Raw genomic sequence first — 26,498 nt, 5'->3', positions numbered from 1 at the left:
TTGTGAGGGACCACCGCCGCTGATGGGATAGCGCCCATGCCCAAAGCACCCGCCATGGACACACCGGCCAAGTCGGCCGGCGCCGCCCCTCCCGCCGCAACACCCGAGTCCTCCTACTCCCGCCCGGCCGACGCCGTCGCCGCCGACCTCGGTACCGACACCTCCCGCGGCCTGAGCCCGCAGACCGCGGCTGACCGCCTAGCCACCGACGGCCCCAACGAGCTGCCCTCCAAGCCGCCGGCACCCGCCTGGCTGCGCTTCCTGGGCCAGTTCAACGACCCGCTCGTCTACCTCCTGCTGGCCGCCATCGTCGTCTCCACCATCGCCTGGGTCCTGGAGGGCGCCGAGGGCGTGCCGGTGGACTCCATCGTCATCGTCGCCGTCGTGACCCTCAACGCCGTCCTCGGGTTCGTCCAGGAGAACAAGGCCGCTGACGCCGTCGCCGCCCTGTCCGCCATGACCGAGGCGACCTCCACGGTGCTGCGCGACGGCTCTCGGCTGGTCGTCCCCTCCTCCGAGCTCGTGGTGGGCGACGTCCTCGTCCTGGGCGAGGGCGACCAGGTCGGTGCCGATGCCCGCCTGATCTCGGCCGCCGCCCTGCGCGTGGTGGAGTCCTCCCTGACCGGTGAGGCCGACGCCGTCGTCAAGACCCCCGAGGCGGTCGGCGCCGATACCGATCTGGCCGACCGCACCTGCATGGTCTACCGGGGCACCTCCGTGGCCCAGGGGACGGGGCGCGCCGTCGTCGTCGCCACCGGGGCAGACACCGAGATGGGTGCGATCGCACAGATGCTCGACTCCGTCGAGGAGGAGGACACGCCCCTGCAGAAGGAGATCCACTCGATCTCCAAGATGCTGGGAATCGTCGTGGTCATCATCGCCGTGGTCGTTGTGGGAACCCTGCTACTCCTGGCAGAGAACCGCGCGCCGGACACGATAGTCCACGCCCTCCTGCTGGGGGTCTCGCTGGCCGTGGCCGCCGTACCCGAGGGGCTGCCCGCGATCCTGTCGGTGGTCCTGGCCCTGGGCGTGCAGCGCATGGCCATTCACAAGGCAGTGGTCAAGAAACTCACCAGCGTGGAGACCCTCGGCTCCGCCTCGGTCATCTGCTCGGACAAGACCGGCACGCTCACCCGCTCAGAGATGACGATCCAGGAGGTCGTCACCGCCTCAGGCACCTGTGTGGTCACGGGTATCGGGTACGCGCCCGACGGCGAGGTCGCCCCCGACGCCGACCGCGACGGTCGCCCCGACGCCGATCCCCTCGAAGGGCCCTTGCGCGATGAGGTCACCGTGGTCCTCTCCGGCGGGACACTGGCCTCCGACGCCGAACTGAATGTCACCGAGGACGTGTGGAGCGTCGTCGGCGACCCCACCGAGGGTGCCTTCCTGGTCGCGGAGAAGAAGCTCGGCACAGACGGGCAGCGCGAAGGCCGCTTCGAGCGCGTCGGCGAGGTCCCCTTCACCTCCGAGCGCAAGATGATGTCGGTACTGCTCACCGATACCGAGCACGGCACGATCATCATGTCCAAGGGCGCCCCCGACGTCCTCATGGAGCACTGCACGCAGATGCGCCTGGGCGACGCCGCCACCGAACTGACCGAGGAGGCCCGGGCCCAGTTCGTCGAACACATCGCGGACATGTCGGGCCGAGCACTGCGCACCCTGGGGGTCGGCTACCGGATCCTCACCGATGAGGAGGCCGCCCGCGTGCGCGAGGCCGCCGCCGGCGACGGCGAGGCGGACCTGTCCGACCTGGAGCGGAACCTGGTGCTGGCCGGCGTCGTCGGCATCATCGACCCGCCGCGCCCCGAGGCGGCCGTGGCCGTCGCCGAAGCGCACCGGGCGGGCGTGCGCGTCCTCATGATCACCGGCGACCACCCGGCCACCGCCGGGCGCATCGCAGCGGACCTGGGCATCGTCGAGCGCGGCGCCCCGGTTCTGACCGGCCGCGAGCTGGAGGGGATGGATGACGACGCCCTGTCCGAGGCCGTAGCCGCCACCAGCGTGTACGCCCGCGTCGCCCCCGAGCACAAGATGCGGATCGTCCACGCCCTGAAGTCTCAGGGCCACACGGTCTCCATGACCGGCGACGGCGTCAACGACGCCCCGGCCCTGCGCGCCGCGGACATCGGCGTGGCCATGGGTATCACCGGAACCCAGGTGACCAAGGAGGCCGCCACGATGGTCCTGGCGGACGACAATTTCGCCACCATCGTCGACGCAGTGCGCGAGGGCCGGCGCATCTTCGACAACATCAAGAAGTTCCTGCGCTTCCTGCTGTCCTCCAATATGGGCGAGGTCCTCACCGTCTTCGGCGGCGTGGTGTTCTCCGGAGTCATCGGCCTGAGCGGGCACAGCGACTCCGGCGTTGTCCTGCCGCTGCTGGCCACCCAGATCCTGTGGATCAACCTGGTCACCGACTCCGGACCGGCCCTGGCCATGGGTGTGGACCCCTCGGTGGAGGACGTCATGGCCCGCCCGCCGCGCAAGCCCACCGACCGAGTGGTCGACGGGGCCATGTGGAGCGGCGTCCTGCTGGTCGGCACCGTCATGGCCGTCTCGACCCTGGCCACGCTGGACATCTTCCTGCCCGGCGGCCTCATCGAGACCTCCCTGTCCACAGACAGCCTCGACACCGCGCGCACGGCGGCCTTCTCCACCCTGGTCCTGGCGCAACTGTTCAACACGGTCAACTCCCGCTCGGAGACGGTCAGCGCCTTCAGCCACCTCTTCGTCAATAAGTGGCTGTGGGGTGCGATCGGCCTAACCCTGGTGCTCCAAGTCGCCGTGGTGGAGGTGCCCTTCCTTCAGGCGGCCTTCTCGACGACGTCGCTGGACCCGGTCCACTGGGCGATCGTCATCGTCATGGCCTCCCTGGTCCTATGGGTCGATGAGCTGCGCAAGCTCATCAGCCGACTCATGGCGCGGTAGAAGACCCGGCAGGGGCGCAAGGCCCCGTTCTCGCATCCGACTTAGTGGATTCAGTGGCCGGTCGAGTCGATCGTGACCGATCGACGGGGGTCAGCCGACATCCGCGTTGCCGGAAAGGTGCCAGGTCTCGTTGGCCCAGGGGAAGACGTACTGCATGAGCAGATAGACGATCCCGGCGATGAGGATGAGGGCCTCGATGGCCTTGAGCCAAGCCGGCCCGGGCAGGTGACGCCAGATGAAGCCGTACATCAATTGACTCCCGGATCGTTGAGCACAGAGGCGGGGCGACCCTCGGAACGGTTCATCCAGTAAGAGAACTTCGCGTGGACGATCCAGCGCTGGTCGTTGCCGAACTCGCCGGCGGTCGAGCCGTGGCACGTGGTCAGCGTGATGTACCGCTCGGTGGGCTGGACATCGGGCTGATTGGGCACCGGAGCAATGACCTCCACCTGCTCGGGCTGGACGATCTCATGATTGGTCACCGTGAACACGTACCAGGTGTTCGCAGTGGAGACGACGATCTCGTCGCCCTCCTGGAGCAGGTCGATGCGACGGAAGGAGTTGCCGTAGGTGCGACGGTGCCCGGCAATGGCGAAGTTGCCGAGCTCCCCGAGCTGCTGGGTTTCGGGATAGTGGCCCGCGGCGGCCTGATCCAGGACGTCGGAGCCCGTTCCCTCGAGGACGGGCATGTTGTTGTTCGTCACGCCGTACCACTTGGGGACGACGAGCATTCCGATGGTCTCGCCGTAGCCGACCTTCTCCATCACCGGAGGATCCTCGGTGTGCTTAGTGCCCTCGACCTTGGGGGACTCGACCTGCTTCTCGTGGAACTGGGTGGCAACCGCCTGCGCACTGGCGTTGGCGTCGATGCTGGTCCACCACAGCTGCCAGCACAGGAAGAGCGCGACCACGAGGCCCGCCGTGATGAGCAGCTCGCCGATCGCGGTCAAGGTGCCATTGAAGATTCGTACAGCACGGCTCTGGCCAGGCGCGCGATGCTGCACAAGACCCCCTCCAGCCATCACCCCTCCTCACGACTTGAAACTTCATCGGGTTGACGGCCAGTCTAAGGCGACACACCCCGCCCGTGACCAGCTCGGAGTGGTGGACGTATCACAGAGCACACCGTGAGGAAGCTTCTCCTCATGTCCTAGGCTAGGCCCGGATGTATTGGGGTGGTCTCGAACCACCGTCCCCAACCAGTGAGGAGACCCAGGGTGGCCTTGGAGAAGAAGTCCACAAAGGACGACGCCGACAAGAGCTCGGAGAAGGTCTCGAAGAAGAACTCCGGCAAGAGCACCGAGAAGAACGCTGCGAAGTCCGAGAAGAGTTCCGCGAAGAGCACCGCTGCGTCCAAGAAGAAGGACAAGGCGGACAAGGATTCGAAGAAGGACTCGTCATCGACGTCGAAGAAGCGCCCTGAGCGCTCGGGCAACCCGGCCAAGGCGGCCAAGGCCCTCGAGGAGGAGTCGCGCGCCGCGGCGAACCGGGTCTCGCGCACACCCGCCAAGATCAAGGACACCGCCTCGCCGCGTTGGTACGCGCCCACGATGGTGACGCTCATGGTCATCGGGCTGCTGTGGGTGGTCACCACCTACCTGTTCAACGGCCTGTATCCGCTGCCGTACTTCGCCAAGCACCACGCCACCGATTGGTTGTTCAACGGCAACCTCTACATCGGCTTCCTCATCATGATGTCGGGATTCCTCGGCCTGCTGCGCTGGAAGTAGCGGCTCCTAGGAGTTCTGCACCTTCGGCGGACAAGGTACAAGGCATCAAGGCCCCCGAGCGCTAGCGCTCGGGGGCCTTGCCATGCCCATTGGGGCGATGACGGTCGGGCGAGTCGTCGCATCGGCGCAGGTCCCTTTCACGCACGCATGCCATACAGTCCACAGGCATCCTGTGGATCCGTGGACAGAGGCCTCCCCACATCCCACCCCGACTTTCCCCAAGTGTGGACACACCTGTGGATAACTACACGCGTGTGTTTCCACATCCGTGTCCCCAGGTGTGGATGAACTACAGCAGTGTGCTTCCACCGGTGTCATTCATGCTCGACCGTGTTGCGGGGTGCCTCAGACGATGAGTGCGCGTGCGATGTTGAGCCCCACGAGCACCACCGCGACCGCCACGGTTCCGACGATCCCCACGGTTTGCCGCCTGCCGCGGGGGGCCCACGCGTAGACCGCCGCAACGATTCCTCCCACGATGAGCCCGCCGAGGTGCCCCTGCCAGGAGATGTTGGCCCCCAGGAAGGAGATAACGGCGTTGATCGCCAGGAGCGCCACGATTCCCGAGGTGTCCCGCCCGAAGCGCCGCTGCACCACGAACATGGTGGAGAACAGGCCGAAGACCGCTCCGGAGGCACCCACTGTCATCGTGCCCCAGGCGTCGGTGTCCGGCCAGGAGAGCCAGTAGATCGCCGTCGAACCGCCCAGGGCGCTGAGCAGGTAAACGGCGGTGAAGCGCCAGCGCCCGAGCACCGGCTCGAGGGAACCGCCCAGCACCCATAGGGCCCACATGTTGAAGCCGAGGTGCATGTAGTTCGCGTGGAGGAAGGCTGTCGTCAGGAACCGCCAGGGCTCACCGGCGGCCACTACCGGCACGAAGGCCAGTCGAGCGTCCAGCGCCGGGGCGAGCACCTGAACGACGTAGGCGGCGACGCACAGGCCGATGAGCACCTTGGTGACGACGGCGTCGGACACCACGGTCCCGCCCAGCAGTGTGCGCGCCTGACGCCGACCGGCCTGTGACTGGCGAGCGCAGTCCACGCAGTGCACTCCTACAGTGCTGGGAACCTGACAGGCGGGGCAGGTGGGCCGCTCGCAGCGCTGACAGCGCACGTAGGCCACCGTGTCCGGGTGCCGGGGGCACACCGGTGGCGCCTGCTCGGTGGACGGGTTCGTTGAGGTCATCGAGTACTCCTGTGTGAATGTTCGAGGGTCGGCGTGCGGTGACAGGTTGGGACCGGGTACGACGACGCCGCCGGGACACGGGTCCCGACGGCGTCACAGGGGCGAATCACACCCGATTCTGGTGGTTCAGTGACAGCTTGGTAGCGGGTCAGTCGCCGGCGGGCTGCTGACCAACGCTCTGTTCACAACGGCTCAGTTACCCAGTGGCTACTCAGTAATGTCCACCGAGGTGATGATGACATCCTGCACCGGGCGGTCGCGCGGGTCGGTCTCGACGGCGGAGATCGCGTCGACGACGGCGCGGGAGGCCTCGTCGGTGACGGCGCCGAAGATCGTGTGCTTGCCCTGGAGCCACTCGGTGGGAGCGGTGGTGATGAAGAACTGCGAGCCGTTGGTGCCCTTGCCCAGACGGCGGCCGGCATTGGCCATGGCCAGGACGTAGGGGGCTGCGAAGGTCAGGGAGGCGTCGATCTCGTCATCGAAGACATAACCGGGGCCGCCGGTGCCGGTGCCCAGCGGGTCGCCGCCCTGGATCATGAAACCGGGGATGACGCGGTGGAAGATGACGTTGTCGTACAGGGGTGCGTGAGACTCCTCGCCGGTGCGAGGATCCGTCCATGCCTTCTGGCCGGTGGCAAGTCCGACGAAGTTGGAGACGGTCTCGGGCGCCTGCTCGGGGTAGAGCTCCAGGCGGATATCGCCGAGGTTGGTGTGAAGAGTCGCTTCCATAGAGGCCATGGTGGCACGCTCCCACGCCCATCGGCATGAACCCTGAGCAGTGCGCGTCGCTGTTCACCCCAGGCAAAACGCCTGGACGTCCTGTGCGCCCGATAGCCCAACGGTGCGACCATTAGTGCACGTTGCACAACGACCGTCTGTATCCGTATCCGACCTGGGAGGCAACCATGTCCTGCCTGACGAAGACATGCTGCGACAAGAAGCTCGACACCACTCATCTGCGCAAGGAGGCAGCATCCTTCGCCGAGTCCGTCGTCGATCAGGCTGAGCGGGCGGCTCTGTGGGCTGCCCCGCACGTGAGTAGGGCCGCTGAGGAGGTCGCCCGCGCCGCCAAGGACGCACAGGAGCGTCTGGAGCCGGTGGTGCAGGAGGCTCGCCAGCGGGTTGTCGAGGACTACATTCCTCGCGCGCAGCGCGCCGCCGTGGCTGCCCAGGCCGCCGCGGGTACGGACGGTACCCTGTCAGAGCGCGCCCAGCGCGTGGCTGTTGCCGCAAAGTCCGCCGCATTGGAGGTTCCCGTGAAGAAGCAGAAGAAGCACCGCGTGCTCAAGACCCTGGGCTGGCTCGCCGTCGCCGGTGCGGCCGCCGCCGGCGCCTACGTCGTATGGCGTCGTAGCCAGCCTGTTGAGGACCCGTGGGCCGAGGAGTACTGGGCCGACTCCACCGAGGAGGAGGCCGGCTACGGCATCAGCCCCGAGGATGCCCCGGCCTGATGGCCATCCAAATCCGTCGTTGACGGCGCCACGCGGGTTCCCGCGTGGCGCCGTCGCCGTCATCCTGCACAGCGTTCCCGCCCCACTGCCCCGAACCGTAGGTAGCCTGGGAGCATGTGCGCTCTGTCCGTTCCTGCTCTCGCTCTGACCCGCGGAACCAACGGGGAGGAGGTGCTCATTCCTCAGCTGGGGGTCGGCACCTACAAGGTTCCCGACGACGAAGCCGAACGGGTCGTCTGCGACGCCCTGGAGGTGGGTTACCGGCACGTCGACACGGCCCAGATGTACGGCAACGAGGCCGGGGTGGGGCGGGCGATCGCTGTCTGCGGTCTGCCGCGCCGGGACTTGTTCATCACCTCCAAGCTCAACAACCCCAACCATCGGCGCGATGACGCGCTGCGCAGTTTCGACGCCACCATGGAGGCCCTGGGCCTGGACGTCCTCGATCTGTTCCTCGTCCACTGGCCGCTGGCGGCATCGGCCGGGATCGACCTGGTCGACACCTGGCGCACCATGATTGAGATCCTCCACAGCGGACGGGTGCGCGCCATCGGCGTATCCAACTTCCAGCCCGAGCACCTGCGCCGGATCGTGGGGGCCACGGACGTGGTTCCGGCGGTCAACCAGATCGAGTTGCATCCCTGGTTGACTCAGTCCGAGCTGCGCGCGATGCACGCGCAGATGGGCATCGTTACGCAGTCCTGGTCTCCGTTGGGGCGGGGCAGGCTACTGGCAGAGCCGACGGTCGTAGAGATCGCCGAGGCGGTCGGGGCGAGTCCGGCCCAGGTGATCATCCGATGGCACCTGCAGAACTCACTGGTGGTCATTCCAAAATCGACTCATCGTGAGCGCCTGGCGGCCAACGCCGACGTCTTCGGCATCACGCTCGACGATACGCAGATGGCGGCGCTGAACGCTCTGGACCAGGGACTGCGCACCGGGTCCCATCCGGATCAGATTCAGGTGTGATCGACGCGGCTTGGAGCACACCTAGGCCACTCCAATCATCAGGAGCGATGGCGGTGGACGCGGAAGCCGGGACCGATGTCTCCTGCGGGGACCAGTTCGGCCAGGGCGGCCGGATCCGCCAGGGAGCGCGCCGAGATGAAACCGGTGATGGTGTCGACGCCCGCGTCGAAGAGCACGGGGTTGAGCGGCGTCGAGGGACCAACAAGGACCGTGTGCGCGTGGCGGGAGAGTTCGATGAGCCTGGGCGCGGTCTTATTGACGAAGCTCGATGAGGAGATGAAGACGACGTCGCACTCGGGTAAGACGTACTCACAGGCGCTGTCCGGCCAGTCGCCGGGCTGAAGGTTGCGCTCGAGGCAGATGTACTCGCCCGCGTTGGCCAGGGCGGCTTCGGCGAAGGGGAAGTGGCCGATGACTGCGACCTTCTTGCCGACGATCATCTCGCGATAGGGGTCGAAGACCTGGCGCCAAGTAGTCCCCTCACCGGTGGGCTCGAACCCGTTGGCGGCGGCCGTCTCCTCGCGGGAGTACCAGGAGTTGATGGCAGCCTGGCCGATGCTCGCCTCGGCGAGGTTCCAGGACTTCACCAGGGCTGCGACGTCGCGCAGCGGGCGGCTCTCCAGAGGCCCCTCCACGAGGGTCGGACGGCTCTGGACGTCCATGGTCCAGGCCGAGCCGAGGCCGCCGGCAGAATTGAGGACGCGGCTCCAGCGCGGTCCCCGGCCCGCCGCACGCACGACGGCATCGCCAGGCAGTCCGTCGAGAAGCGCATCGTAGATCTCCCACGGGTGAGAAGACATGAGGGGTCACCTTTCAGTTAGTGCAGCCTACCCACACCCATCGTAGGCGGTCCTGGCCATGCACACAGGTTCTCAGGCGGGCCGGCACCCCGGGAACATACAGACGACCGAGGCACCATAGAATTACTTTTCCACCGGTTCAGAGAATATGTGTTCGAGATTTTTCCACAATCAGATTACTGTTGCATTGCAAGGCCGCCTGTGTAGCATTTTTCCTACCTGTTCAGTGTTAGCGTGACGAGGCCCATGCCCCTAGTTCGAGGTATTACTCCATGCTTCGCCGCGTCTTCACCCATTCAGCCACCACGGAGCCAATGTCGCCACGCCGGTCGTTGAATCGTTCCCGTAAACACCGTCGGGCGGGTGCTGCTGCTTGTGCGCTGGCTCTAGCCTGGGCGGCGCTGAGTACCGTCACGCTGCCAACCCCGCCGGCCGAGGCAGTCAACGGCAATCCGGCAGGAGGATCGGGCCGCTTCACCCCCGTCATCGACTGGATCGACTGGACTGAGATGACCGGCACAAGAACGGAGAACTGGACACGAATTCTGCCCGATGGGGCAACGGGCGTCGCCTGGTCCACCCCGACTCAGGTGTCTAGTGACATATGGCGTACGAGCCGATGCACGATCTCCAACGTCATCACCACAAATGTGGGAAGGAATGAACCTAAGCTGACCACACACAAAGGAATCGAGGTCGAATACAATACGGGAAACTGGCGGGGTGACGGGCTGGCGCGTCTTTACAATGACGGGTCGAACTACAGCAACGGAGTTGCGACCGGCAACAACTTCCGTTCGAATATGTTGATTGGTATCGCCAATCTTCAAGACTCCGCCACTCACCAATTCCAGGTGGACTGTAAAGCCTATCTTGTCACCTCTTCCGCCAAGCCCGCTAAGAACCAGCTCGATGCCCTTCCCAATAAGGTGGAACTTCCCATGGAGGGAATGGTTTTCGCCGACGCCGAGAGCTCCAACTGGCAGGGAACCGGCGGTCAGAAAGAATACATCGGCGTCTCTCCCACCCCTTACGACACCAACCGTGACGTCTTCTATCGTCTACTGGAAACCGCTCAATCGGAATCAGGATGCAATACCAATTCCTGGGGCGGGCTCATTACGATGTCGACTCCTGTAGGCAACCGTAACGGTATTAAGCTACGCCCAGATGGAGGCGAGTGCAGCGCTCAAGTTAATAGAGGTTACGGTCCATCGTCGGTGATGTTGATCAGTAATATGCAGAGCGGTTTCGTCGAGGTGCATGGTGGTGGTAAGAGTGCCGTTGCCCTCGGTGTCGTCTCCTACATCGACTACGGTGATGCACCGGAGAGCTACGGCACCGCAGGCAGCGTTTTCCAGCCCAGTTGGACCGGCGGAAAGCTTTCCGGCTACGACGCACTCGACATCTCTTCTCAGTCCCGACCGGTGGAGGCCGAGAGCGGGAGTTGGTTCAACCTTTCACAGGCCGCCAGGCAACAGCACCTTGCTACGGCCGGTCCCGCTGTGGTGCGTTTGGGCAAGTTGACTGATAACGATGAGAGAATCGTCTACAGCGCCGACGCCAGCGCAGACGACACCACCGGCGTGGATGACGAGGACGCCCTTCCCACTGACTGGGACCGCGTCATCTGGACCGACATCGGCAAGCAGTGGAGCCAGCAGATCAGCTGCTCAGGCACCGGCACCAAGGTCGCCGGCTGGGTGGACTGGAATCGGGACGGCTCCTTCTCCGCCGGTGAGCGCTCCGAAGTAACCTCCTGCTCCAAAGCCGGCCAGGCCACTCTGAACTGGACCGTCCCCCAGGACGCCAAGCGAAGCACTCTCAACGGAGAGGGCGCAGCAACCTTCATGCGCCTGCGCATCACCGGCCCACTGGCCAACGGTCAGGCGGCCGAGGATCCTCAGCCCACCGGCATCGCGCTCAACGGAGAGGTCGAAGACCACCAGATTCAGGTCCAGCTCCCCAACCTCACCATGGTCAAGGAGGTGGACAACACCGCAGCCGGATCCCTGGGCCTGTCCGCCAACGACTGGACGCTCACCGCCTCCCCCAAGACCGGCGCAGAGGTCTCCGGAGCCGGCGGCTTCAGCGCCTCCTACATACCCCAGGGCAAGACGGTCCTGTCCGAGTCCTCCTCGTCGGCCAAGTCCGCCGGGTACAAGGCCACCGTCACCTGCGCACCGCACCCGAACTCGGACATCAAGACTCCGGCGTCAACCCTCGACGCCGCCTCAAAGACCCTGGATCTCGCCACCGGCGAGTGGATGAGGTGCACGATAGTCAACACGGCCCTGCCCGGCCAGGTCGTTTGGAGCAAGGTCGACGACGCCGGCAACGCTCTGGCCGGTACGGTCTTCACCCTGGCCTCGAGCTCTCTGAATAACGGCCAGGTGGAGGTGAGCGACTGCGCCACCGACAACGGCAAAACCGCTTGCCCTAAGGGTTCGGTCGATCAGGATCCCCGGGCCGGATACTTCAAGGTCGTGGGACTCACCTGGGGCGAGTACTCCATCACCGAGACCCAGGCACCCGCCGGCTACCACATCTCCGCAGAGACGCTGACCAAGACCCTGGACGGATCGGCGCCCGCCGCAGGCAATGACGACGCCACTCCCACCCTCGACCTGGGCCAGGTCACCAACACCCGGATCAAGGGCTCGGTCACCTGGACCAAGACCGATGAGCGGGGCAACGCCATCAAGGGAGCCCAGTGGTCGCTGACCCCTCTCGACTCCAACGGCCGCCCCCTACCGGACCAGGCCCGCACCATCGCCGACTGCGCGGGCACCTGCGCCCAGGGCAGTCTGGACACTGATGCGACCCCAGGGGCCTTCAAGCTGGCAGAGCTGGGTTACGGCTCCTACCAGCTCATTGAGACCAAAGCGCCGACCGGTTACGTCCTCGACGCCACGCCCCGCACCATCACCATCTCCACTCCGGACCAGGTCGTGGCGCTGGGCAACATCCCCAACCGCAAATCGGCGGTTCCCGCCATCCCCCTCACCGGTGGAAGCGCCGCAACCACCTACCTCATCGCCGGAGGGGCAGTGCTGGGGATCACGGCGCTGGTCATGGCGATCCAGGCGCGCAAACGCCGTCGAGCCGGTATGGACTGACAAGAGACCGATGAGGGAGTAATCCTCCCCGCGGATGAGCGCGGCTGACGGGCTGTTGGTGCTTCGGCATCGGCAGCCCGTCAGCCGTTTCCGCACACGCCAACTTTGTTTTCAATATCGATACTGATACTGTTTGGGCATGGCCTCTTCCGCACTGCTGCACCCGGTTCGTCTGCGTATCGTCCAGACACTGCTCGCCGACGGCGGCCTCACACCTCATCAGCTTCATGCACGCCTTGCCGACGTCCCTATCGCGACGCTCTACCGGCACATCAACCATCTCGCCTCGCATGGACTCATCGAGGTGGCCCAGGAGCGTCAGGTCCGGGGGACCAGTGAGAAGACGTACCGAGTCACCCCTGGGATGGCCAACCCGACCCCGCAGGATCTTGGCTCCTTGAGCCTCGAGGAGCTCATGACGGTGTTCACGGTCTTCACCACCGGACTCATCGGCGACTTCGCCGCGTACATCCGCGATGGCGATCGTCCTGATCTCACCGAGGACCGCGTGAACTTCACCCAGGCCAGCTTCTGGGCGACTCAGGCCGAGGTCGACGCGTTTCTCGACACCGTCTCCCGGGCTCTGCGAGAGCTGGTGGGGAATCAACCCGGGGGCGAGCGGCGACGTCGGACGCTGACTACGGTCCTGATCCCACGGCCCGACGGCGAGCAGAGCGCCTGACCGCTCCCAGCGCCCTCCCCACTCAGTCCTCATCGAGAAAGCGAGCTGTCACCATGAGCGCCACTGGCCATCTGGCTATCTGGATCCCCGTCATCGTCCTGGTCGCCATCGTGGTCATGGCATGTCTGATCGATATCGCCAGACGCTCCCGCGTCAAGCACCTGCCCAAGGCGGCCTGGGCTTTCATCGTGGTGCTCGTCGTTCCCCTCGGAGCGGTCGCCTACCTAGCCCTGGGCCGAGGCAGGGGAACAACGCTGAGCGACGGAGACCTGTGATGCCTCCCAGCACTGCCCTTTACATCAGCCACTTGAGTCGGGTCTTCGCCAATGGAGCCGGGATCCATGACATCTGTCTGGAGGCTCGGGACCAGTCGGTCACGGCGGTCATTGGACCCAACGGCGCAGGTAAGACGGTCCTGTTCAGTGTGATCGCCGGCCTGTGCCCGGCCGATGAGGGCGACATCGAGGTCGCCACTGGCCGGACGGTGGCCTACTGCCCGGATGTTCCTCAGTTCGAGTCATGGTTGACGGCAACCGAGATCGTGGAGACTTCGTTGGCACTATCAGGCGCCTGCGGCGACATCAGTGTCCTCGAGGCACTGGATCAGTGCGGGCTGGCCCGTGTGGCCAAGCGACGGGTCGCCGACTTCTCCAGAGGGATGCTGCAGCGCTTGGGGATCGCGGCGGCACTCGTTCTGGACCCGGGCCTGCTCATCCTGGACGAACCTAACAGCGCCCTGGATCCTGTTGGCCGCGCCGACGTGCGCCGCCTCATCCAGGAACAGAAGCAGCATCGGTGCATTCTCCTGTCCAGCCATCTGCTCAGCGAGGTCGAACAGCTGGCCGACCATGTCATCGTCATCAGTGAGGGGCGCGTCATCTCCCAGGGCACGACGGCGGATCTCCTCAGCTCGGGTCGCGAACCCTCCTGGACCCTCAGGTTCCTTCGCCCCTGTGAGCCCGGCGAGCAGGCACATCTGACGAGGAGGCTGAATCAGGCGTTTCCCAGTGGTTCCTTCAGCACACCGACCACGACAACGTGCACGGTCCGGTTTCCGAGCCTCGACATGGGTATGGCCCTGCTTCCGCAAGTCATGGAGCAGGTGGACGCCCCCATGCTCGAGGTGACGCTGACCGGCCGTGACCTCGACGCATCCTTCGCCAACCTTGTCACCAGACAGGAGTTCTGATGTCCACTCCGTCTCGGTTGGCCTCTGCCCACCCCACCAGAGCCTCCATCACGAGTTCTCTCGTCGTCGAACTGCGCCGGCTCATACGCTCCGGACTCGGTCTCGGGGTACTGGTGGCCTTCGCCTTTTTCGGCCTGTCCAGTCCGGCACTCGCGATCTACATGCCTGAGATTCTCGGCGCCGCAGCGAGCAGCGACCAGCTCACGATCTCGGCCTCGCAGGCCACACCGGCCGATGCCGTATCCCTGTTCAACCAGTCCGCCATGCAGCTGGGTCTCATTGTGACAGTCGCGGTGGCGATCACCTCGGTCGGTTGGGACACGCGTCCGGGCTCCTCGATCTTCTACCGGACCCGGGTACGCCGGTTGAGCACCATGCTGCTCCCGCGTCTGGCCGTCGACTGGCTCATCGCATGGGCAACGTACTCGTGCGGCCTGCTCCTCACCGTCGTCGTGACAGCCGGTGCGATTGGACGTCCACCCGCCGCAATGGTGGTCAAGACGTGGGTGGCCTGCGGACTCTATATCGTCATGGCGATGAGCATCGGCCACCTACTTGCGGCAAGCCTGCGTCGAACGACGACGGCCATTGCCCTGACCACGCTCCTAGCCCTCGTCCTGCCGGTGATGAACCAGGTACCGGGAATGTCCCGCCGGCTTCCCACCGCACTGCTCCTGCCGACGGGGCCGCATGCGATGCCGGTGATCGCGGCCCTGGTCGTCATCGCACTGTGCTCCGCCGGAAGCGTCTTCATCGCCGGACGGCAGACACTCAGACGCGATGCCTAGCAGGACTCGTGGGTCAGGACGATCTTGATGGGCGGCAGACACCAAGGTGTCTGTCGCCCATCTGCGTGAACCATCAGACCGGATACCTCACAGGAGCGGCAGGAGGATATCGGTGACGGCGTCGACAGGCGGGGTGGAGGCCGGATCGGTGAGGTACTCCTCGACGATCGGATGGTCTCGCGGCTCCTCACCCGAGCTCGGCAACCACCGACCGTAGAGCCACCGGTAGGCATCGTGCATCGAGGAGTAGGGGCCGACGTAACGCATGATCGCGTACCGGCCGGCTGGCACTCTCCTTTCGACGAGATCGTGGGGGATCTTCGTGCCAGGATCGACGACGGCTCCAGCCGCTGAGCGCAGATCAGCCGGGGGAACAGCGTCGGGATCGTCCTCATAGATGGCGACCATCAGGTTCTCGACTCCTACACGGTCTCTGACTCGGCTGAACGCTCGGCCGATATCCAGATAGGAACCGCAGTGCTCAGATACGGCAAGTCGATACCCGCAGCGCGCCTCCACGCGCACTGGCCATCCCGGCGCCTCTCTCGCCGACGACGTCGAGCCCGAACCGCTGCTCGTCGCCGGCGAGTCGGTCGACGCCGGGCGGCCGCCGGTGCGAAATCGGCTGGGAGTCGTCCCATAGGAGCGGAGAAAGGCTCGGCTGAACACCTCGGTGCCGGTGAATCCGGCTTTCCAGGCGATCCGCTCTATCGACCATGAGGTCTCGGTGAGCATGGCGGCCGCTCGCTCCAGGCGGAGGCGGCGTACGGTCTGAGCGGCCGTCTCCCCGCGCACCGCTCGGTAGATGCGGTGCCAGTGATAGCGGGAGAACCCGGAGACGTGAGCGAGGACCTCCAGGCTGAGGTCGTCGTCGAGATGGGCGTAGATGTAGTCAGTGACGGCGTCGAGCTGGCGTTGGTACTGCTCGGCCCTCATGCGTCCGAAAGGACCCCGATGGACAGGTGAATCGAGTCGTCGGGAGCGTAGTACTCATAGTCAGCGCGATACTCACGGGCCAGGTCCTCGCGGGCCCAGACACCCACCCACGCCTCGTAGACACTCTCCGGGCGAGCATCGACCGCCGTCATGATCTCTCGAATGGACCCCGGGATCGTCACGGTCACCTGGCCCGGGGGAACCGGACCTTCGGCCTCAATGCGCCTGCCGATGACGAGAGTGTAGACGCCGTCGACATCATCGCCGGGAGTCTCATAGTCGGTATAGACCGCGTAGATGCCGGGGCTGACGTCGGGCTTCTCGGGATCGAGGAGCCCGACGTCGGCAGCGGCCCGCCAGTGAGGAGGAATGGTGCGGGCCGCCTCGCGGTTCGATGTTCGAAGAGGCAGACCGACAACGTTGAAAGACTCAATCGTTTCTCTCATGCGCACCATGATGCTCGTGTGGCGCCCAGAGATCACTGAAGATTCTTGCGAACCTGGGCGGGCCATCAGTCCTGCGAATGGGTCAGGACGATCTTGCCGGTGGTCGTTCCCGCGCGCACTGCGGTGACAGCCCGAGCGGCCTCCTGGATCGGGAGCCGGTCGGTGATGTGGACGCGGAGCTCTCCGGAGGCCACGAGTTCCACCGCACGCCTCAGGTGGCCTCCGACGAGCGCCGGATTCACCTGACTGAAGGCTCCGAGGTTGAAGCCGATGACGCCGATGCCCCGTAGCCACAGCGACGTGGTACTCACCTGCTGGTCCTCCGCCTGGGAGGCATCCCCCAGAGCCAGGAGCCGTCCTCCCGTGCGCAGCAGGTCGAGGCTGCGCAGCCTGGCCGGGCCGGCCACCGGGTCGGCGACGACGTCGAACTGGGCGGGTTCGGCGTCGGCGAGATCCTCGGTGAGCCAGGCCTCGTCGTAGCCCAGGTCCAGGATCTCCTGGCGCTTGGCCTCGCCGCGGGTGACGCCGACGACGCGGCCCGCCCCGAGCAGCCGGGCCACCTGGCCCATCTGCGAGCCGAGGCCACCGGCGGCGGCATGGACCAGTATGCTCTCACCTCGGCGCAGGTGGGCGATCTCCTCCAGGGCGACGAGAGCCGTCGTCGAGTTGGCCGGAACCGCAGCGGCCAGGACCGGATCGAGTCCCGCCGGAAGCGGTGCGACGAGCTCCGCGGGAGCCACGGCGACCTGCCCGTAGCCGCCACCTCCGGTGATGGTCAGGGCAACGACGGCATCCCCGACCCGATAGCCATCCACCCCGTCGCCGAAAGCGCGGACGCGGCCGCTCACCTCCAGCCCGGGAGTCCAGGGCAGGTCGATGGGCACGAGTCCCTCGGTGAAGAGCGCCTCGACGTAGCCGACACCGGCATGGTCCACGTCCACCGCGATCTGACCCGGTCCGGGCTCGGGGACGGGGGCGTCCTGGTACCGCAGCCCGGAGGGGCCGTCGAAGCTGACGATCTGCATGGCCTTCATGGACAACACCTTCCTGTATCAGTTATCAACACTGTATCAGATATCTGATACTCGATGCGGGATAGCCCGCTGATCGACGGCAGCCACGTGAGCGCCATCAGGAGCCACAACAGGACCAAGAATGTCCAAATCGGTGACAAAGGCTTGGACCGTCGCCGGCGAGAGGGAGTGAAACCGCATGATTCCAAGGTTCTCGTTCATACGGTCTGGAGACCTTCGGTCCTTTGTCACCGATTTGGACACCAACGAGCCGATTATCCCAGGAACCCGGTGCAGCCCACCCCGTCCGTAGCTCAGACGTTGCGACATACCCAGAAGTTGAGAAGATGCGGCACCCCGTCTCACTCGCATGATCGCTACGAATCCGGGGCCGGGAATCCTCCTACCTGCCGGCCTCTACTCGGCTCCGAGGCCGTCCCGCAGGAGGGTGGTGACCCGCTCAAGCATCTCGGTGAGTTGATCGCGCTCCTTCGCAGAGAACGCCTCCGCCATGCACCGCTCGATGCGCCGCGCACTCTCATCGGCATGCAGAACCAGGGTCTCGCCTTCGGGGGTCAGTGAGGCAATGAGAACTTTGGCATGGTCGGAGGAGGGGTGGCGGGTGACGAGGCGCTTCTGCTCCAGCTTGGCGATGACGGTCGCCATCGTCTGCGGGGTGACCGCGGCGGCCCTGGCCAGCTGGGCCGAGGACTGCTCGGGTACGTAGTACAGGGAGAGCATGGCGACGTACTGGGCCACCGTGATGCCGAAGCTCCGCAGAGCCTCGGTCTTGGCAGCCATCATGGCCTGCTCCGCCGCCTTGATGTGCAGACCGAGGCGCACCCTGGTGTCCTCGGCGAGCTCACGACGCCCCCGCCTCGGGGGCGGAATATCAACGATGCGGCTCACGGTGCTCATCCTAAGAGGCACCGTCATCGGGGAAGAAGATCTCCTCGATGGTCAGACCGAAGACACGCGCGATGGCGAAGGCCAGGGGCAGGGAGGGGTCGTAGCGACCGGCTTCCAGGGCGTTGACCGTCTGGCGGGAGACCCCTAGCTCCTCGGCGAGCCGGGCCTGGGTCCAACTGCGCTGGGCGCGCAGCACCTTGAGATCATTCCTCACCGGTACCGCCAGGTTGACCACAGCATTCCGACACCGAAGAAGAAGGCCCACACAACGGTTACCCACATGAGGCTGATATGAGGTGCTCCCACTTCCTCCATGAATCCGTAAGCCATACTGGCAATGACCGTGCCCGCGGCGGAGATGACGAGCGCTTCCAGCACTTTTCTCGCCTGCATCTCATCTGTTTCCCTCGATATTCTCATCATGGCCCACGTGCAGACGGCGACGCCAATCATGGGAAGCAGTACGACGACGAAGCGCCAGGGACTTTCTCCCAGAGATCGCGCCCACCTCAATCCGACAAAAACGCCGACGGAGTAGATAACGGCGCCGATGCCAAATCGGATGGAGTAGGAGACAACCGCCTTACGATCACCGAGCATGACTGCCTTCCGCCAATGGTGACATCGAGAGCGACCGGATGACATTGCCGGTCCGGCTCACATCCAAGTATAAAGGAAACTTGTCATTCAGTCAAGGTTACTTTCCTTCATGACGTTGTCCTTCTATTTCTCGACGACCTTCTGGTCACCATGTACGTGCTTCCGAGGGCACTGCCGACAACGACCGGGAAGGCGGGAATGACCCATGGATGAGATCGCACCTCGACCCCGTGGGCGCGCAGTGTCCGCTTCGCGAAGATCCAGAAGGGCAGGACGATCGGCAGCGCCGTCGCCGACCCTGGGGTGTAGCGCCGGGCGAGGGCCACCGTGGCCAGGTGGCTGAAGGTGTGCATGCCGTAGCCGTAGAGCACGGCCTGATAGAGGAACGAACGCCCGCGCGTGCGGTAGCCGTCGATCGAGGCGGCCGCCATGAGGCCGCCCATCAGACCGATTCCCAGGTAGACATGCTCGCGCGAGCAGCCGTTGCGCCGAATATCGTCGGGCAAGAAGGGAATCTTGTCCAAGGCCGGGTGGGTCCAGCCGGGCATCGTCGCCAGTTCCTCGAGATCGTGGGCCAGCCATGAGAAGAACAGGCCTCCAGTCGCCAGTGAGACGGAGTCCATGTCATCACCTCCGGTTTCGATACTAATAGTTGCGCAACTAACAGTAGCGCTTCCGTGCCGGCTCTGCCAGACTTCCCGTCAGCATCGCGAGGAGAAGTGCAGATGAGTGATCCTTCCGGAGAGGACCGCCCGGGTGGACGCGGTGGACGTCCCCGAGACACCGCCGTCGACCAGCGGATTCTTCAGGCCACAACGTCTTTGCTCGCCCAAAGGGGGTTTCGGGGCCTGCGGGTCGACGATGTCGCCCGCAGTGCCGGAGTCCCGAAATCGACGATCTATCGGCGATGGCCTTCTCTGACGGATCTTGCTGTTGCCGCCGTTGACGATGCCCTGGGGGAACGGGGAGTTGTCATCGGTGACGACCCGCTGGTCGACCTATCCCAGATCGTCGTCCGTACACACACCCTGCTCATCAGCTCGCCTCTGGCCGGCGCCCTGCCGCAGCTGGCCCTCGAGCTCGTCAACCGCCCCGAGACTGCCCGTCTCTACCGAGAACGCGTTATCAGCCCTCTGCGCGATGCTGCGATCGACGCCGTTCGGCGCGCCATTGAGCAGACCTCCTGGAAGGGACCGGACGCGGAGACGAGCGTGGACATGATGATCGGAGCCGGCCTGTACCGGCACAACTACTTGGGACATACGCCGACACTGGAGGAGGCCTTCACGATTGCCGACGCCGTTGCGGGGCGTCGGCTTCCCCGTCCCGATTCTTCTTCGGATCCGACGGAGCCAAAAATACTCCCCGAGGCGGATCATCATGGATCGCCTCGGGGAGCCGAGAATATGAAGAAATAGATGGTGGAGCCAACGGGACTCGAACCCGTAACCCCCTGCTTGCAAAGCAGGTGCGCTACCAATTGCGCCATGGCCCCTGAGGGAATGATCAGTCGATCACGTCTATTCTCAGTCGACGGGATCGGTGACCTCAGCCCATGCGGCCCGCTCCATTCGGGCCGCCTCGAACCTGAGCCACGCGGCATAACCGGTGGCAGCCAGGAACAAAAAGACCGCGGCTGATACGAATGTACGGTTCCTCATGAAACCTCCTCATCGTCTCACCGCGGACGGTGGGCCTAGCTGGACTCGAACCAGCGACCTCATCCTTATCAGGGATGCGCTCTAACCGACTGAGCTATAGGCCCGTGCGACCGGAAGAGATTAACCTACCCGGCTACGGGAGACCAAATCCGATCACTCGTCCGCAAGCGTGAGATGGATCCCACCAACAAGGGTGGCGGTGATGTTGTAAAGAAAAGCGCCGAGCGTGGTCAATGCCGTCACGAGCACCATATCGACCACGGCAATGATTGTGGAGACGGCCAGCGCCCGTGGCAGCTCCAGGTAGGCCACGATCGCGGAGAAGGTGTTGGAGCGCTCGCCGGCCACCGTCTTGACCAGGTCCTCGATGGTGGAGAAGACGTGCATGGCGTCCAGCATGAACCACACAACGGCCGTGGCGACGATGAGCATGATGCCGCCCGCGAAGCTGAGCAAGAAGCTCGCCTTCATCACCGACCAGGGGTCCACCCGAGTCAGGGCCAGCCGCACGCGTCGCGGCCCGGCGATGGTCTTCTTGCTCTTCTTACTCTTGCCGCCCGAGGCATCCGCGCCACCCACGATGGATGCGGCACCTGCGGACTGCCCGCCGTCGGGGGACATGGAAACCGGCTGGCTCATGCTTCGACCTCACTCTCGTTGTCTTCCAACGCTACCGCGTCAGGTACTGAGTCCGCAGGAGAGTCATCAGTCTCACCTTTCGGTGCAGCACCGGCCGGAGCCTCATTGGCGGAGTCGGCGCTCGGGCCGCTATCGGCGGCGTCGACCGCCTCCTCCATATCCCGCTCGGTGTTGCGGGCCACCGCGATGATGCGGTCTCCGGCGTCGGGCTTGGCGAAGGTCACGCCCTGGGTGGCGCGCCCCGTGCGCGAGACCTCGCTGACGGCGGATCGCACCACCTTGCCCGAAGCCATGATGCATAGGACCTCATCGCCGGAGTCAGTCACCAGGGCGCCCACGAGGTTGCCGCGCGCCTCGACGAGGTTGGCGACCTTGACACCCAGGCCCCCGCGACCCTTGACCGGGTAGTCGACGACGTTGGTGCGCTTGGCGTAGCCACCCTCGGTGACGACGAACAGGTCGGCGTCCTGCCAGGAGGGGTCGACGACGTCCATGGCCAGAAGGTAGTCGTCCGGCCGGAACCGCATACCGGTCACGCCGCTGGTGGCCCGGCCCGTGGGACGCAGGGTGTCGTCGTCGGCGTGGAAGCGCAGCGACTGTCCGGCGTGGGAGACCAGGAGGAGGTCCTGGCCGGTGCTCAGGAGTCTGGCGGAGACGAGCTCGTCGTAGTTGCCGTCCTCGTCCTGGCGCAGGTTGATGGCGATGACGCCGCCTGAGCGGTTGGAGTTGTATTCGCTCAGGCGCGTCTTCTTCACCAGGCCGCGTCGGGTGGCCAGGACCAGGAAGTCGGCCTGGTTGTAGTCCTGGAGCTCCATGACCTGGGCGATCTCCTCGCCGGGCTGGAAGGCCAGGAGATTGGCCACGTGCTGGCCCTTGGAGTCTCGGCCGCCCTCGGGTAGCTCGTAGCCCTTGGCCCGGTAGACGCGGCCGTAGTTGGTGAAGAACAGCAGCCAGCGGTGCGTCGTCGTGACGAAGAAGTGGTCGACGACGTCGTCCTCGCGCAGCGTGGCGCCGCGGATTCCCTTGCCGCCGCGGTGCTGGGAGCGGTAGGAGTCGGTGCGGGTGCGCTTGGCGTAGCCCGAGCGGGTGATGGTGACGACCACGTCCTCCTCGGGGATGAGGTCCTCCATACTCATCTCGCCGTCGAAGGGAACGATCCGGGTGCGGCGCTCGTCCCCGTACTTCTCAACGATCTCGGCGAGCTCGTCGGAGACGATGCCCCGCTGGCGCTCCGGGGAAGCGATGATCTCGCGCAGGTCCTTGACCCGGGCGCGCAGCTCTTCGGACTCCTCCTGGATCTTGAGGCGCTCCAGGGCGGCCAGACGGCGCAGCTGGAGGGAGAGGATCGCCTCGGCCTGGGCCTCGTCGACGTCCAGCAGACCCATGAGGCCGATGCGGGCCTCTTCGGTGGTGGGCGAACGCCTGATGAGGGCGATGACGGCATCGAGGGCGTCGATCGCCTTGAGCAGGCCCTCGAGGATGTGGAGGCGCTCCTCAGCCTTGCGCAGGCGGAAGCGCGAGCGGCGCACGATAACGTCGATCTGGTGGCTGACCCAGTGGCGCACGAACCCGTCCAGGCTCAGCGTGCGCGGTACCCCGTCGACCAGGGCGAGCATGTTGGCCGGGAAGTTGTCCTGAAGCTGGGTGCGCTTGTAGAGATTGTTGAGGACCACCTTGGCCACGGCGTCGCGCTTGAGGACGATGACGAGCCTCTGGCCGGTGCGCCCGGAGGTCTCGTCGCGGATGTCGGCGATGCCGGTCACCTGGCCGTCGCGCACCAGTTGGGCGATCTTATCGGCCAGGTTGTCGGGGTTGACCTGGTAGGGAAGCTCGGTGACCACGAGGCACTGGCGCCCCTGGATCTCCTCGACGTTGACCACCGCGCGCTGAGTGATGGAGCCACGCCCGGTGCGGTAGGCGTCCTCGATGCCCCGGCGGCCCAGGATCGTAGCGCCAGTGGGAAAGTCGGGGCCGGGGATCCGCTCAATGAGGGCGTCGAGCAGCTCCTCGCGCGAGGCGTCGGGGTGCTCGAGGTACCACTGGGCGCCGCGGGCGATCTCACGCAGATTGTGCGGTGGGATACGGGTGGCCATGCCGACGGCGATGCCCTCGGAGCCGTTGACCAGGAGGTTGGGGAACCGGGCCGGCAGGATGACCGGCTCCTGGTTGCGTCCGTCGTAGTTGTCCTGGAAGTCGACGCTGTCCTCGTCGATGTCCCGGAGCATCTCCATGGCCAGGGGCGCCATCTTGCACTCGGTATAGCGGGGGGCTGCGGGTCCCAGGTTGCCCGGAGTGCCGAAGTTCCCCTGGCCGGCGACCAGCGGATAGCGCAGCGACCACCACTGGACCAGACGGGCCAGGGCGTCGTAGATGGCGCTGTCGCCGTGGGGGTGGTAGGTGCCCATGACGTCGCCGACGACGCGGGAGGACTTGGAGAAGGAGGCGGTAGGGCGGTAGCCGCCGTCGTACATGGCGTACAGGACGCGGCGGTGGACCGGCTTGAGCCCGTCGCGCACGTCCGGCAGAGCCCGGCCCACGATGACGCTCATCGCGTAGTCGAGGTAGGAGCGCTGCATCTCCATCTGGAGGTCGACCGGCTGAATGCGCTCGGGAGCGGCAACGTTCGTCGCTCCCTCGTCGCCGATGATCTCTTCAACTTCGTCGCTCACAGGATTCCTTCGTGTTCAGAGGATGTCGCCGGAAGTAGGCGGGCGGTTCACGTGCGGCCCGGTACCGCTCAGATGTCCAGGAAGCGGACGTCGGAGGCGTTGCGCTGGATGAAGGAGCGCCGCTGTTCGACGTCGTCGCCCATGAGGATCGCGAAGGTCTCGTCGGCGTCGGCCGCCTCGTCGAGCGTGACCTTCTTAAGGATGCGAGTCGAGGGGTCCATGGTGGTCTCCCACAGCTCGTGGTCGTTCATCTCGCCCAGACCCTTGTAGCGCTGGATCCCACCATCCTTGGGCAGGCGGCGGCCCTTGTCCTGGCCGGCGGCCAGCAGCTTGTCGCGCTCGGCGTCGGAGTAAGCGAACTCGTGCTCGGCGTTGGACCACTTGAGCCGGTACAGCGGCGGCATGGCGATGTAGGTGTGGCCGTGCTCGATGAGTGGGCGCATGTAGCGGAACAGGAGCGTCAGCAGCAGGGTGGCGATGTGCTGGCCGTCAACGTCGGCGTCGGCCATGATGACGATCTTGCCGTAGCGCAACTTGGTGATGTCGAAGTCCTCGCCGATGCCGGTGCCGAAAGCGGTGATGAGGCTGCGGATCGTGTCAGAGGACAGGGCCCGGTCCAGGCGCGCCTTCTCCACATTGAGGATCTTGCCGCGGATCGGCATGATCGCCTGGTGCTCGGGGTCCCGGCCGCCGACGGCGGAGCCGCCGGCCGAGTCGCCCTCGACGATGAAGATCTCCGACTCCTCGGCGATTTTCGAGGAGCAGTCGCGCAGCTTGCCGGGCATGGAGGCGGATTCCAGGACACCCTTGCGGCGCGTGGCCTCACGGGCCTTGCGAGCGGCCATGCGCGCGGCGGCGGCCTGGGAGGCCTTGGTGATGATGGCACGGGCATCGGTCGGGTGGGAGTCCAGCCAGTCGCCGAGCTGCCCGTAGACCGTCTGCTGAACGAAGGTGCGGGCCTCGGTGTTGCCAAGCTTGGTCTTGGTCTGGCCCTCGAACTGGGGCTCGGAGAGCTTGACCGAGATGACGGCGGTCAGGCCTTCGCGGATGTCGTCGCCGGTGAGGTTGTCGTCGCGTTCCTTGAGCAGGCCCTTGTCCCGGGCGTACTTGTTGACCAATGTGGTCAGCGCAGTGCGGAAGCCCTCCTCGTGGGTGCCGCCCTCGGTGGTATTGATCGTGTTGGCATAGGTGTGGACCGACTCGGAGTAGGAGCTGGTCCACTGCATGGCGATCTCGAGGCTGATGGAGTGGGTCTCGCCCAGGGTCTGCTCGGCCTCGAAATCGATGATCTCGGGGTGGATGAGCTCGGCTTTCTTGGACTTGTTGAGGAAGGCGACGTAGTCGCGCAGGCCGTGCTCGTAGCAGTAGGAGTCGGTGCGGAAACCGACCTCGGGGGCGTCCGGGGCGGAGTCGTCACCGGTGATCTCATCGCCGGCGTCCTGGACGCCGACGCGCTCGTCGGTCAGGGTGATGCGCAGGCCCTTGTTGAGGAAGGCCATCTGCTGGAAGCGACGGCGCAGCGTCTCGTAGTCGAAGTCGACCGTCTCGAAGATGCTCGGGTCCGGGTAGAAGGTCTGGGTGGTGCCGGTGGTGTCCGTCGCCTCGCCCTTAATGAGCTCGGTGATGGGGCGACCGCCGTCGGCGAAGGACATGCGCCACACGAATCCCTGCCGGTGGACCTCGGTGTCCACCCGGGTCGACAGGGCGTTGACCACGGAGATGCCCACGCCGTGCAGACCGCCGGAGACCGCATACCCGCCACCGCCGAACTTGCCTCCAGCATGCAGGATCGTCATGACGACCTCGACGGTGGGCCTGTGTTCGGTGGGGTGCTCGTCAACCGGGATGCCACGGCCGTTGTCGCTGACGCGCACGCCGCCGTCGGCCAGGATGGTGACCTTGATGTGGTCGCAGTAGCCGGCCAGGGCCTCGTCAACGGAGTTGTCGACAACCTCGTAGACGAGGTGGTGCAGCCCACGCTCACCGGTGGAACCGATGTACATGCCGGGGCGCTTCCTGACCGCTTCGAGCCCTTCGAGGACAGTGATGTCCGAGGCTCCATAATCATGATTCACAGTGGCGTCCTGGTCAGACACGTGTCAGTTGCTCCTCAATCTGTGCGCATCGGGACCTCAGTGGTCCGATGTCTCCGTCCGGCCCCTTCACACGACGATCCTGAGGAGGATCATGCGCGCACGTAGGTGGGTACATCAGGACGGTCCTGGGCGCACCTTGGGCGGTTTCACCGCATTCTAGCGTAGAAAGGCTCTCGACCCGCTGCGCTGGGGGCAGCTGGGAGCGTGCCCGTGGTCACCTCTGTCTCACGCGGGTCACCGAGTCGTCCGATCCCTCGTTTTTCGGTCACTGCCGGAGCTTTGGTGGTTATGTTACCGCCCGCCGTCTCAGCCGTACGTATCGCGCGGACCGCGGGCGCCGCGCAGGCCGACGCCGCGCCGTTTCCAGGAGGGTCCGGCTGGTCCCAGGATCCGCAGCTCCACGCCTTCGCCCGTGCTGATGCCTCCGGCCTGGCGTCCGCCGGGCCCCGAGCGCAGGGCCTCGACGATCCTGGCCTCGATGGTGGGTTGGAGGAGCCGGAGCTGCTGGGCCCAGCTCGAGGACGAGGCACGCAGGGTGATGCGTCCGGCCTCGAAGGCTTCGATCGTGCAGTGCTCGGCGATCTGGTCGCCCACGATGCTCTGCCATCTGGCGACGACACCTGCCACCGCGAGCTTTCCAGCCCAGCCGTTGTCGGCCACCATGCGGCGCAGCTCGCGCCGT

27 protein-coding genes and 2 tRNA genes are annotated in these 26,498 nt (G+C 65.5%); 10 read left to right on the top strand and 19 right to left on the bottom strand.

The window, feature by feature from the left end; translation table 11 throughout:
* Positions 1 to 36 precede the first annotated feature (36 nt).
* Positions 37 to 2,934 (top strand): cation-translocating P-type ATPase, encoded by a 2,898-nt coding sequence (locus HMPREF0975_RS03415; protein ID WP_009232740.1) that lies wholly within the window; start codon positions 37 to 39, stop codon positions 2,932 to 2,934.
* A 90-nt stretch (positions 2,935 to 3,024) separates the two neighbouring features.
* On the opposite strand, the gene HMPREF0975_RS16035 is transcribed toward HMPREF0975_RS03415, so the two are convergent.
* Both HMPREF0975_RS16035 and HMPREF0975_RS03410 read right to left on the bottom strand, forming a co-directional pair.
* Positions 3,025 to 3,183 (bottom strand): hypothetical protein, encoded by a 159-nt coding sequence (locus HMPREF0975_RS16035; RefSeq protein ID WP_009232739.1) that lies wholly within the window; start codon positions 3,181 to 3,183, stop codon positions 3,025 to 3,027.
* Positions 3,183 to 3,956 (bottom strand): class E sortase, encoded by a 774-nt coding sequence (locus HMPREF0975_RS03410; protein WP_009232738.1) that lies wholly within the window; start codon positions 3,954 to 3,956, stop codon positions 3,183 to 3,185. The genes HMPREF0975_RS16035 and HMPREF0975_RS03410 overlap by 1 nt, the downstream gene beginning before the upstream one ends.
* Before the next feature lie 195 nt (positions 3,957 to 4,151).
* Between HMPREF0975_RS03410 and HMPREF0975_RS03405 the strand changes: the two genes are divergently transcribed.
* Complete coding sequence (locus HMPREF0975_RS03405; RefSeq protein ID WP_009232737.1) at positions 4,152 to 4,664, top strand: cell division protein CrgA; 513 nt, start codon at positions 4,152 to 4,154, stop codon at positions 4,662 to 4,664.
* 345 nt (positions 4,665 to 5,009) lie between these two features.
* Here the strand turns inward: HMPREF0975_RS03405 and HMPREF0975_RS03400 are convergent, their stop codons facing one another.
* Both HMPREF0975_RS03400 and HMPREF0975_RS03395 read right to left on the bottom strand, forming a co-directional pair.
* Entirely contained in the window at positions 5,010 to 5,849 is an 840-nt protein-coding gene (locus HMPREF0975_RS03400) for a rhomboid family intramembrane serine protease (protein WP_009232736.1), read from the bottom strand.
* Between the two features lie 207 nt (positions 5,850 to 6,056).
* Positions 6,057 to 6,578: a peptidylprolyl isomerase gene (locus tag HMPREF0975_RS03395; RefSeq protein ID WP_034473845.1), complete on the bottom strand. Its 522-nt coding sequence runs from the start codon at positions 6,576 to 6,578 to the stop codon at positions 6,057 to 6,059.
* A 176-nt stretch (positions 6,579 to 6,754) separates the two neighbouring features.
* Between HMPREF0975_RS03395 and HMPREF0975_RS03390 the strand changes: the two genes are divergently transcribed.
* Together HMPREF0975_RS03390 and HMPREF0975_RS03385 are read left to right on the top strand one after the other, a co-directional pair.
* Positions 6,755 to 7,300 (top strand): hypothetical protein, encoded by a 546-nt coding sequence (locus tag HMPREF0975_RS03390; protein WP_009232734.1) that lies wholly within the window; start codon positions 6,755 to 6,757, stop codon positions 7,298 to 7,300.
* Between the two features lie 114 nt (positions 7,301 to 7,414).
* Complete coding sequence (locus tag HMPREF0975_RS03385) at positions 7,415 to 8,269, top strand: aldo/keto reductase (protein WP_009232733.1); 855 nt, start codon at positions 7,415 to 7,417, stop codon at positions 8,267 to 8,269.
* A gap of 38 nt (positions 8,270 to 8,307) precedes the next feature.
* On the opposite strand, the gene HMPREF0975_RS03380 is transcribed toward HMPREF0975_RS03385, so the two are convergent.
* Entirely contained in the window at positions 8,308 to 9,069 is a 762-nt protein-coding gene (locus HMPREF0975_RS03380) for a Rossmann-like domain-containing protein (protein ID WP_009232732.1), read from the bottom strand.
* Between the two features lie 272 nt (positions 9,070 to 9,341).
* Between HMPREF0975_RS03380 and HMPREF0975_RS03375 the strand changes: the two genes are divergently transcribed.
* The 5 genes from HMPREF0975_RS03375 to HMPREF0975_RS03355 all read left to right on the top strand — a co-directional run bounded on the left by HMPREF0975_RS03375 (position 9,342) and on the right by HMPREF0975_RS03355 (position 14,847).
* Positions 9,342 to 12,188, top strand: coding sequence for a CshA/CshB family fibrillar adhesin-related protein (locus HMPREF0975_RS03375; protein ID WP_009232731.1), 2,847 nt, complete (start codon positions 9,342 to 9,344; stop codon positions 12,186 to 12,188).
* 139 nt (positions 12,189 to 12,327) lie between these two features.
* Entirely contained in the window at positions 12,328 to 12,870 is a 543-nt protein-coding gene (locus tag HMPREF0975_RS03370) for a helix-turn-helix domain-containing protein (RefSeq protein ID WP_009232730.1), read from the top strand.
* Positions 12,871 to 12,923: 53 nt separating this feature from the next.
* Positions 12,924 to 13,145, top strand: a complete 222-nt coding sequence (locus tag HMPREF0975_RS03365) for a PLDc N-terminal domain-containing protein (RefSeq protein WP_009232729.1) — start codon at positions 12,924 to 12,926, stop codon at positions 13,143 to 13,145.
* Positions 13,145 to 14,059 carry an ABC transporter ATP-binding protein gene (locus HMPREF0975_RS03360; RefSeq protein ID WP_009232728.1) on the top strand — a complete coding sequence of 305 codons (915 nt, stop codon included), beginning with the start codon at positions 13,145 to 13,147 and terminating at the stop codon, positions 14,057 to 14,059. The genes HMPREF0975_RS03365 and HMPREF0975_RS03360 overlap by 1 nt, the downstream gene beginning before the upstream one ends.
* On the top strand, positions 14,059 to 14,847 hold the full coding sequence (locus HMPREF0975_RS03355; protein ID WP_009232727.1) for an ABC transporter: 789 nt from the start codon (positions 14,059 to 14,061) through the stop codon (positions 14,845 to 14,847). The genes HMPREF0975_RS03360 and HMPREF0975_RS03355 overlap by 1 nt, the downstream gene beginning before the upstream one ends.
* An 87-nt stretch (positions 14,848 to 14,934) precedes the next feature.
* Here HMPREF0975_RS03355 and HMPREF0975_RS03350 read toward each other — a convergent pair whose 3' ends face one another.
* The 7 genes from HMPREF0975_RS03350 to HMPREF0975_RS03320 form a co-directional block, all read right to left on the bottom strand.
* On the bottom strand, positions 14,935 to 15,783 hold the full coding sequence (locus HMPREF0975_RS03350; RefSeq protein WP_009232726.1) for an AraC family transcriptional regulator: 849 nt from the start codon (positions 15,781 to 15,783) through the stop codon (positions 14,935 to 14,937).
* Entirely contained in the window at positions 15,780 to 16,238 is a 459-nt protein-coding gene (locus tag HMPREF0975_RS03345) for a GyrI-like domain-containing protein (RefSeq protein WP_442852326.1), read from the bottom strand. Before HMPREF0975_RS03345 ends, HMPREF0975_RS03350 begins: the two co-directional genes overlap by 4 nt.
* Before the next feature lie 56 nt (positions 16,239 to 16,294).
* On the bottom strand, positions 16,295 to 17,263 hold the full coding sequence (locus tag HMPREF0975_RS03340) for a quinone oxidoreductase family protein (protein ID WP_009232724.1): 969 nt from the start codon (positions 17,261 to 17,263) through the stop codon (positions 16,295 to 16,297).
* A gap of 396 nt (positions 17,264 to 17,659) precedes the next feature.
* Positions 17,660 to 18,160 carry a MarR family winged helix-turn-helix transcriptional regulator gene (locus HMPREF0975_RS03335; protein ID WP_049939368.1) on the bottom strand — a complete coding sequence of 167 codons (501 nt, stop codon included), beginning with the start codon at positions 18,158 to 18,160 and terminating at the stop codon, positions 17,660 to 17,662.
* A gap of 1 nt (position 18,161) precedes the next feature.
* On the bottom strand, positions 18,162 to 18,365 hold the full coding sequence (locus HMPREF0975_RS03330) for a helix-turn-helix transcriptional regulator (RefSeq protein ID WP_021609847.1): 204 nt from the start codon (positions 18,363 to 18,365) through the stop codon (positions 18,162 to 18,164).
* The gene (locus HMPREF0975_RS03325; RefSeq protein WP_009232721.1) at positions 18,362 to 18,751 is read right to left on the bottom strand and encodes a hypothetical protein; all 390 of its coding nucleotides are present in this window, start codon (positions 18,749 to 18,751) and stop codon (positions 18,362 to 18,364) included. The genes HMPREF0975_RS03330 and HMPREF0975_RS03325 overlap by 4 nt, the downstream gene beginning before the upstream one ends.
* A gap of 107 nt (positions 18,752 to 18,858) precedes the next feature.
* Positions 18,859 to 19,374 (bottom strand): HXXEE domain-containing protein, encoded by a 516-nt coding sequence (locus tag HMPREF0975_RS03320; protein ID WP_009232720.1) that lies wholly within the window; start codon positions 19,372 to 19,374, stop codon positions 18,859 to 18,861.
* A 102-nt stretch (positions 19,375 to 19,476) separates the two neighbouring features.
* Here HMPREF0975_RS03320 and HMPREF0975_RS03315 point away from each other — a divergent pair, with 102 nt between their 5' ends.
* Positions 19,477 to 20,169, top strand: a complete 693-nt coding sequence (locus tag HMPREF0975_RS03315; RefSeq protein WP_009232719.1) for a TetR/AcrR family transcriptional regulator — start codon at positions 19,477 to 19,479, stop codon at positions 20,167 to 20,169.
* 1 nt (position 20,170) lies between these two features.
* Here the strand turns inward: HMPREF0975_RS03315 and HMPREF0975_RS03310 are convergent.
* The 7 genes from HMPREF0975_RS03310 to HMPREF0975_RS03285 all read right to left on the bottom strand — a co-directional run.
* Positions 20,171 to 20,246: transfer RNA gene (locus tag HMPREF0975_RS03310), tRNA-Ala, on the bottom strand.
* Positions 20,247 to 20,277: 31 nt separating this feature from the next.
* Entirely contained in the window at positions 20,278 to 20,412 is a 135-nt protein-coding gene (locus HMPREF0975_RS16585; RefSeq protein WP_009232718.1) for a DLW-39 family protein, read from the bottom strand.
* Between the two features lie 30 nt (positions 20,413 to 20,442).
* Positions 20,443 to 20,516: transfer RNA gene (locus tag HMPREF0975_RS03305), tRNA-Ile, on the bottom strand.
* Between the two features lie 49 nt (positions 20,517 to 20,565).
* Positions 20,566 to 21,051: a DUF3566 domain-containing protein gene (locus HMPREF0975_RS03300; protein WP_009232717.1), complete on the bottom strand. Its 486-nt coding sequence runs from the start codon at positions 21,049 to 21,051 to the stop codon at positions 20,566 to 20,568.
* Positions 21,048 to 23,720: a DNA gyrase subunit A gene (gyrA, locus tag HMPREF0975_RS03295; protein WP_009232716.1), complete on the bottom strand. Its 2,673-nt coding sequence runs from the start codon at positions 23,718 to 23,720 to the stop codon at positions 21,048 to 21,050. The genes HMPREF0975_RS03300 and gyrA overlap by 4 nt, the downstream gene beginning before the upstream one ends.
* A 68-nt stretch (positions 23,721 to 23,788) precedes the next feature.
* A complete protein-coding gene (gyrB, locus tag HMPREF0975_RS03290; RefSeq protein ID WP_009232715.1) occupies positions 23,789 to 25,816 on the bottom strand; it encodes a DNA topoisomerase (ATP-hydrolyzing) subunit B in 2,028 nt (675 codons plus the stop codon).
* 306 nt (positions 25,817 to 26,122) lie between these two features.
* Positions 26,123 to 26,498: DUF721 domain-containing protein (locus HMPREF0975_RS03285; protein WP_009232714.1), on the bottom strand; the 376-nt coding region annotated here is incomplete at its 5' end.

Origin of the sequence: Actinomyces sp. oral taxon 849 str. F0330 (assembly GCF_000239715.1) — a bacterium.
Classification (GTDB): domain Bacteria; phylum Actinomycetota; class Actinomycetes; order Actinomycetales; family Actinomycetaceae; genus Actinomyces; species Actinomyces johnsonii.
Note: the sequence above shows the minus strand (reverse complement) of the source record. Positions and strands in the feature narration are given on the sequence as shown.

What these genes read in the sequence shown, in the direction of transcription:
- HMPREF0975_RS03415 (WP_009232740.1), top strand. Translation starts at nt 37, where the DNA reads ATGCCCAAAGCACCCGCCATGGACACACCGGCCAAGTCGGCCGGCGCC.
- HMPREF0975_RS16035 (WP_009232739.1), bottom strand. Translation starts at nt 3,183, where the DNA reads ATGTACGGCTTCATCTGGCGTCACCTGCCCGGGCCGGCTTGGCTCAAG.
- HMPREF0975_RS03410 (WP_009232738.1), bottom strand. Translation starts at nt 3,956, where the DNA reads ATGGCTGGAGGGGGTCTTGTGCAGCATCGCGCGCCTGGCCAGAGCCGT.
- HMPREF0975_RS03400 (WP_009232736.1), bottom strand. Translation starts at nt 5,849, where the DNA reads ATGACCTCAACGAACCCGTCCACCGAGCAGGCGCCACCGGTGTGCCCC.
- HMPREF0975_RS03395 (WP_034473845.1), bottom strand. Translation starts at nt 6,578, where the DNA reads ATGGAAGCGACTCTTCACACCAACCTCGGCGATATCCGCCTGGAGCTC.
- HMPREF0975_RS03390 (WP_009232734.1), top strand. Translation starts at nt 6,755, where the DNA reads ATGTCCTGCCTGACGAAGACATGCTGCGACAAGAAGCTCGACACCACT.
- HMPREF0975_RS03385 (WP_009232733.1), top strand. Translation starts at nt 7,415, where the DNA reads ATGTGCGCTCTGTCCGTTCCTGCTCTCGCTCTGACCCGCGGAACCAAC.
- HMPREF0975_RS03380 (WP_009232732.1), bottom strand. Translation starts at nt 9,069, where the DNA reads ATGTCTTCTCACCCGTGGGAGATCTACGATGCGCTTCTCGACGGACTG.
- HMPREF0975_RS03375 (WP_009232731.1), top strand. Translation starts at nt 9,342, where the DNA reads ATGCTTCGCCGCGTCTTCACCCATTCAGCCACCACGGAGCCAATGTCG.
- HMPREF0975_RS03370 (WP_009232730.1), top strand. Translation starts at nt 12,328, where the DNA reads ATGGCCTCTTCCGCACTGCTGCACCCGGTTCGTCTGCGTATCGTCCAG.
- HMPREF0975_RS03365 (WP_009232729.1), top strand. Translation starts at nt 12,924, where the DNA reads ATGAGCGCCACTGGCCATCTGGCTATCTGGATCCCCGTCATCGTCCTG.
- HMPREF0975_RS03360 (WP_009232728.1), top strand. Translation starts at nt 13,145, where the DNA reads ATGCCTCCCAGCACTGCCCTTTACATCAGCCACTTGAGTCGGGTCTTC.
- HMPREF0975_RS03355 (WP_009232727.1), top strand. Translation starts at nt 14,059, where the DNA reads ATGTCCACTCCGTCTCGGTTGGCCTCTGCCCACCCCACCAGAGCCTCC.
- HMPREF0975_RS03350 (WP_009232726.1), bottom strand. Translation starts at nt 15,783, where the DNA reads ATGAGGGCCGAGCAGTACCAACGCCAGCTCGACGCCGTCACTGACTAC.
- HMPREF0975_RS03345 (WP_442852326.1), bottom strand. Translation starts at nt 16,238, where the DNA reads ATGGTGCGCATGAGAGAAACGATTGAGTCTTTCAACGTTGTCGGTCTG.
- HMPREF0975_RS03340 (WP_009232724.1), bottom strand. Translation starts at nt 17,263, where the DNA reads ATGAAGGCCATGCAGATCGTCAGCTTCGACGGCCCCTCCGGGCTGCGG.
- HMPREF0975_RS03335 (WP_049939368.1), bottom strand. Translation starts at nt 18,160, where the DNA reads ATGAGCACCGTGAGCCGCATCGTTGATATTCCGCCCCCGAGGCGGGGG.
- HMPREF0975_RS03325 (WP_009232721.1), bottom strand. Translation starts at nt 18,751, where the DNA reads ATGCTCGGTGATCGTAAGGCGGTTGTCTCCTACTCCATCCGATTTGGC.
- HMPREF0975_RS03320 (WP_009232720.1), bottom strand. Translation starts at nt 19,374, where the DNA reads ATGGACTCCGTCTCACTGGCGACTGGAGGCCTGTTCTTCTCATGGCTG.
- HMPREF0975_RS03315 (WP_009232719.1), top strand. Translation starts at nt 19,477, where the DNA reads ATGAGTGATCCTTCCGGAGAGGACCGCCCGGGTGGACGCGGTGGACGT.
- HMPREF0975_RS16585 (WP_009232718.1), bottom strand. Translation starts at nt 20,412, where the DNA reads ATGAGGAACCGTACATTCGTATCAGCCGCGGTCTTTTTGTTCCTGGCT.
- HMPREF0975_RS03300 (WP_009232717.1), bottom strand. Translation starts at nt 21,051, where the DNA reads ATGAGCCAGCCGGTTTCCATGTCCCCCGACGGCGGGCAGTCCGCAGGT.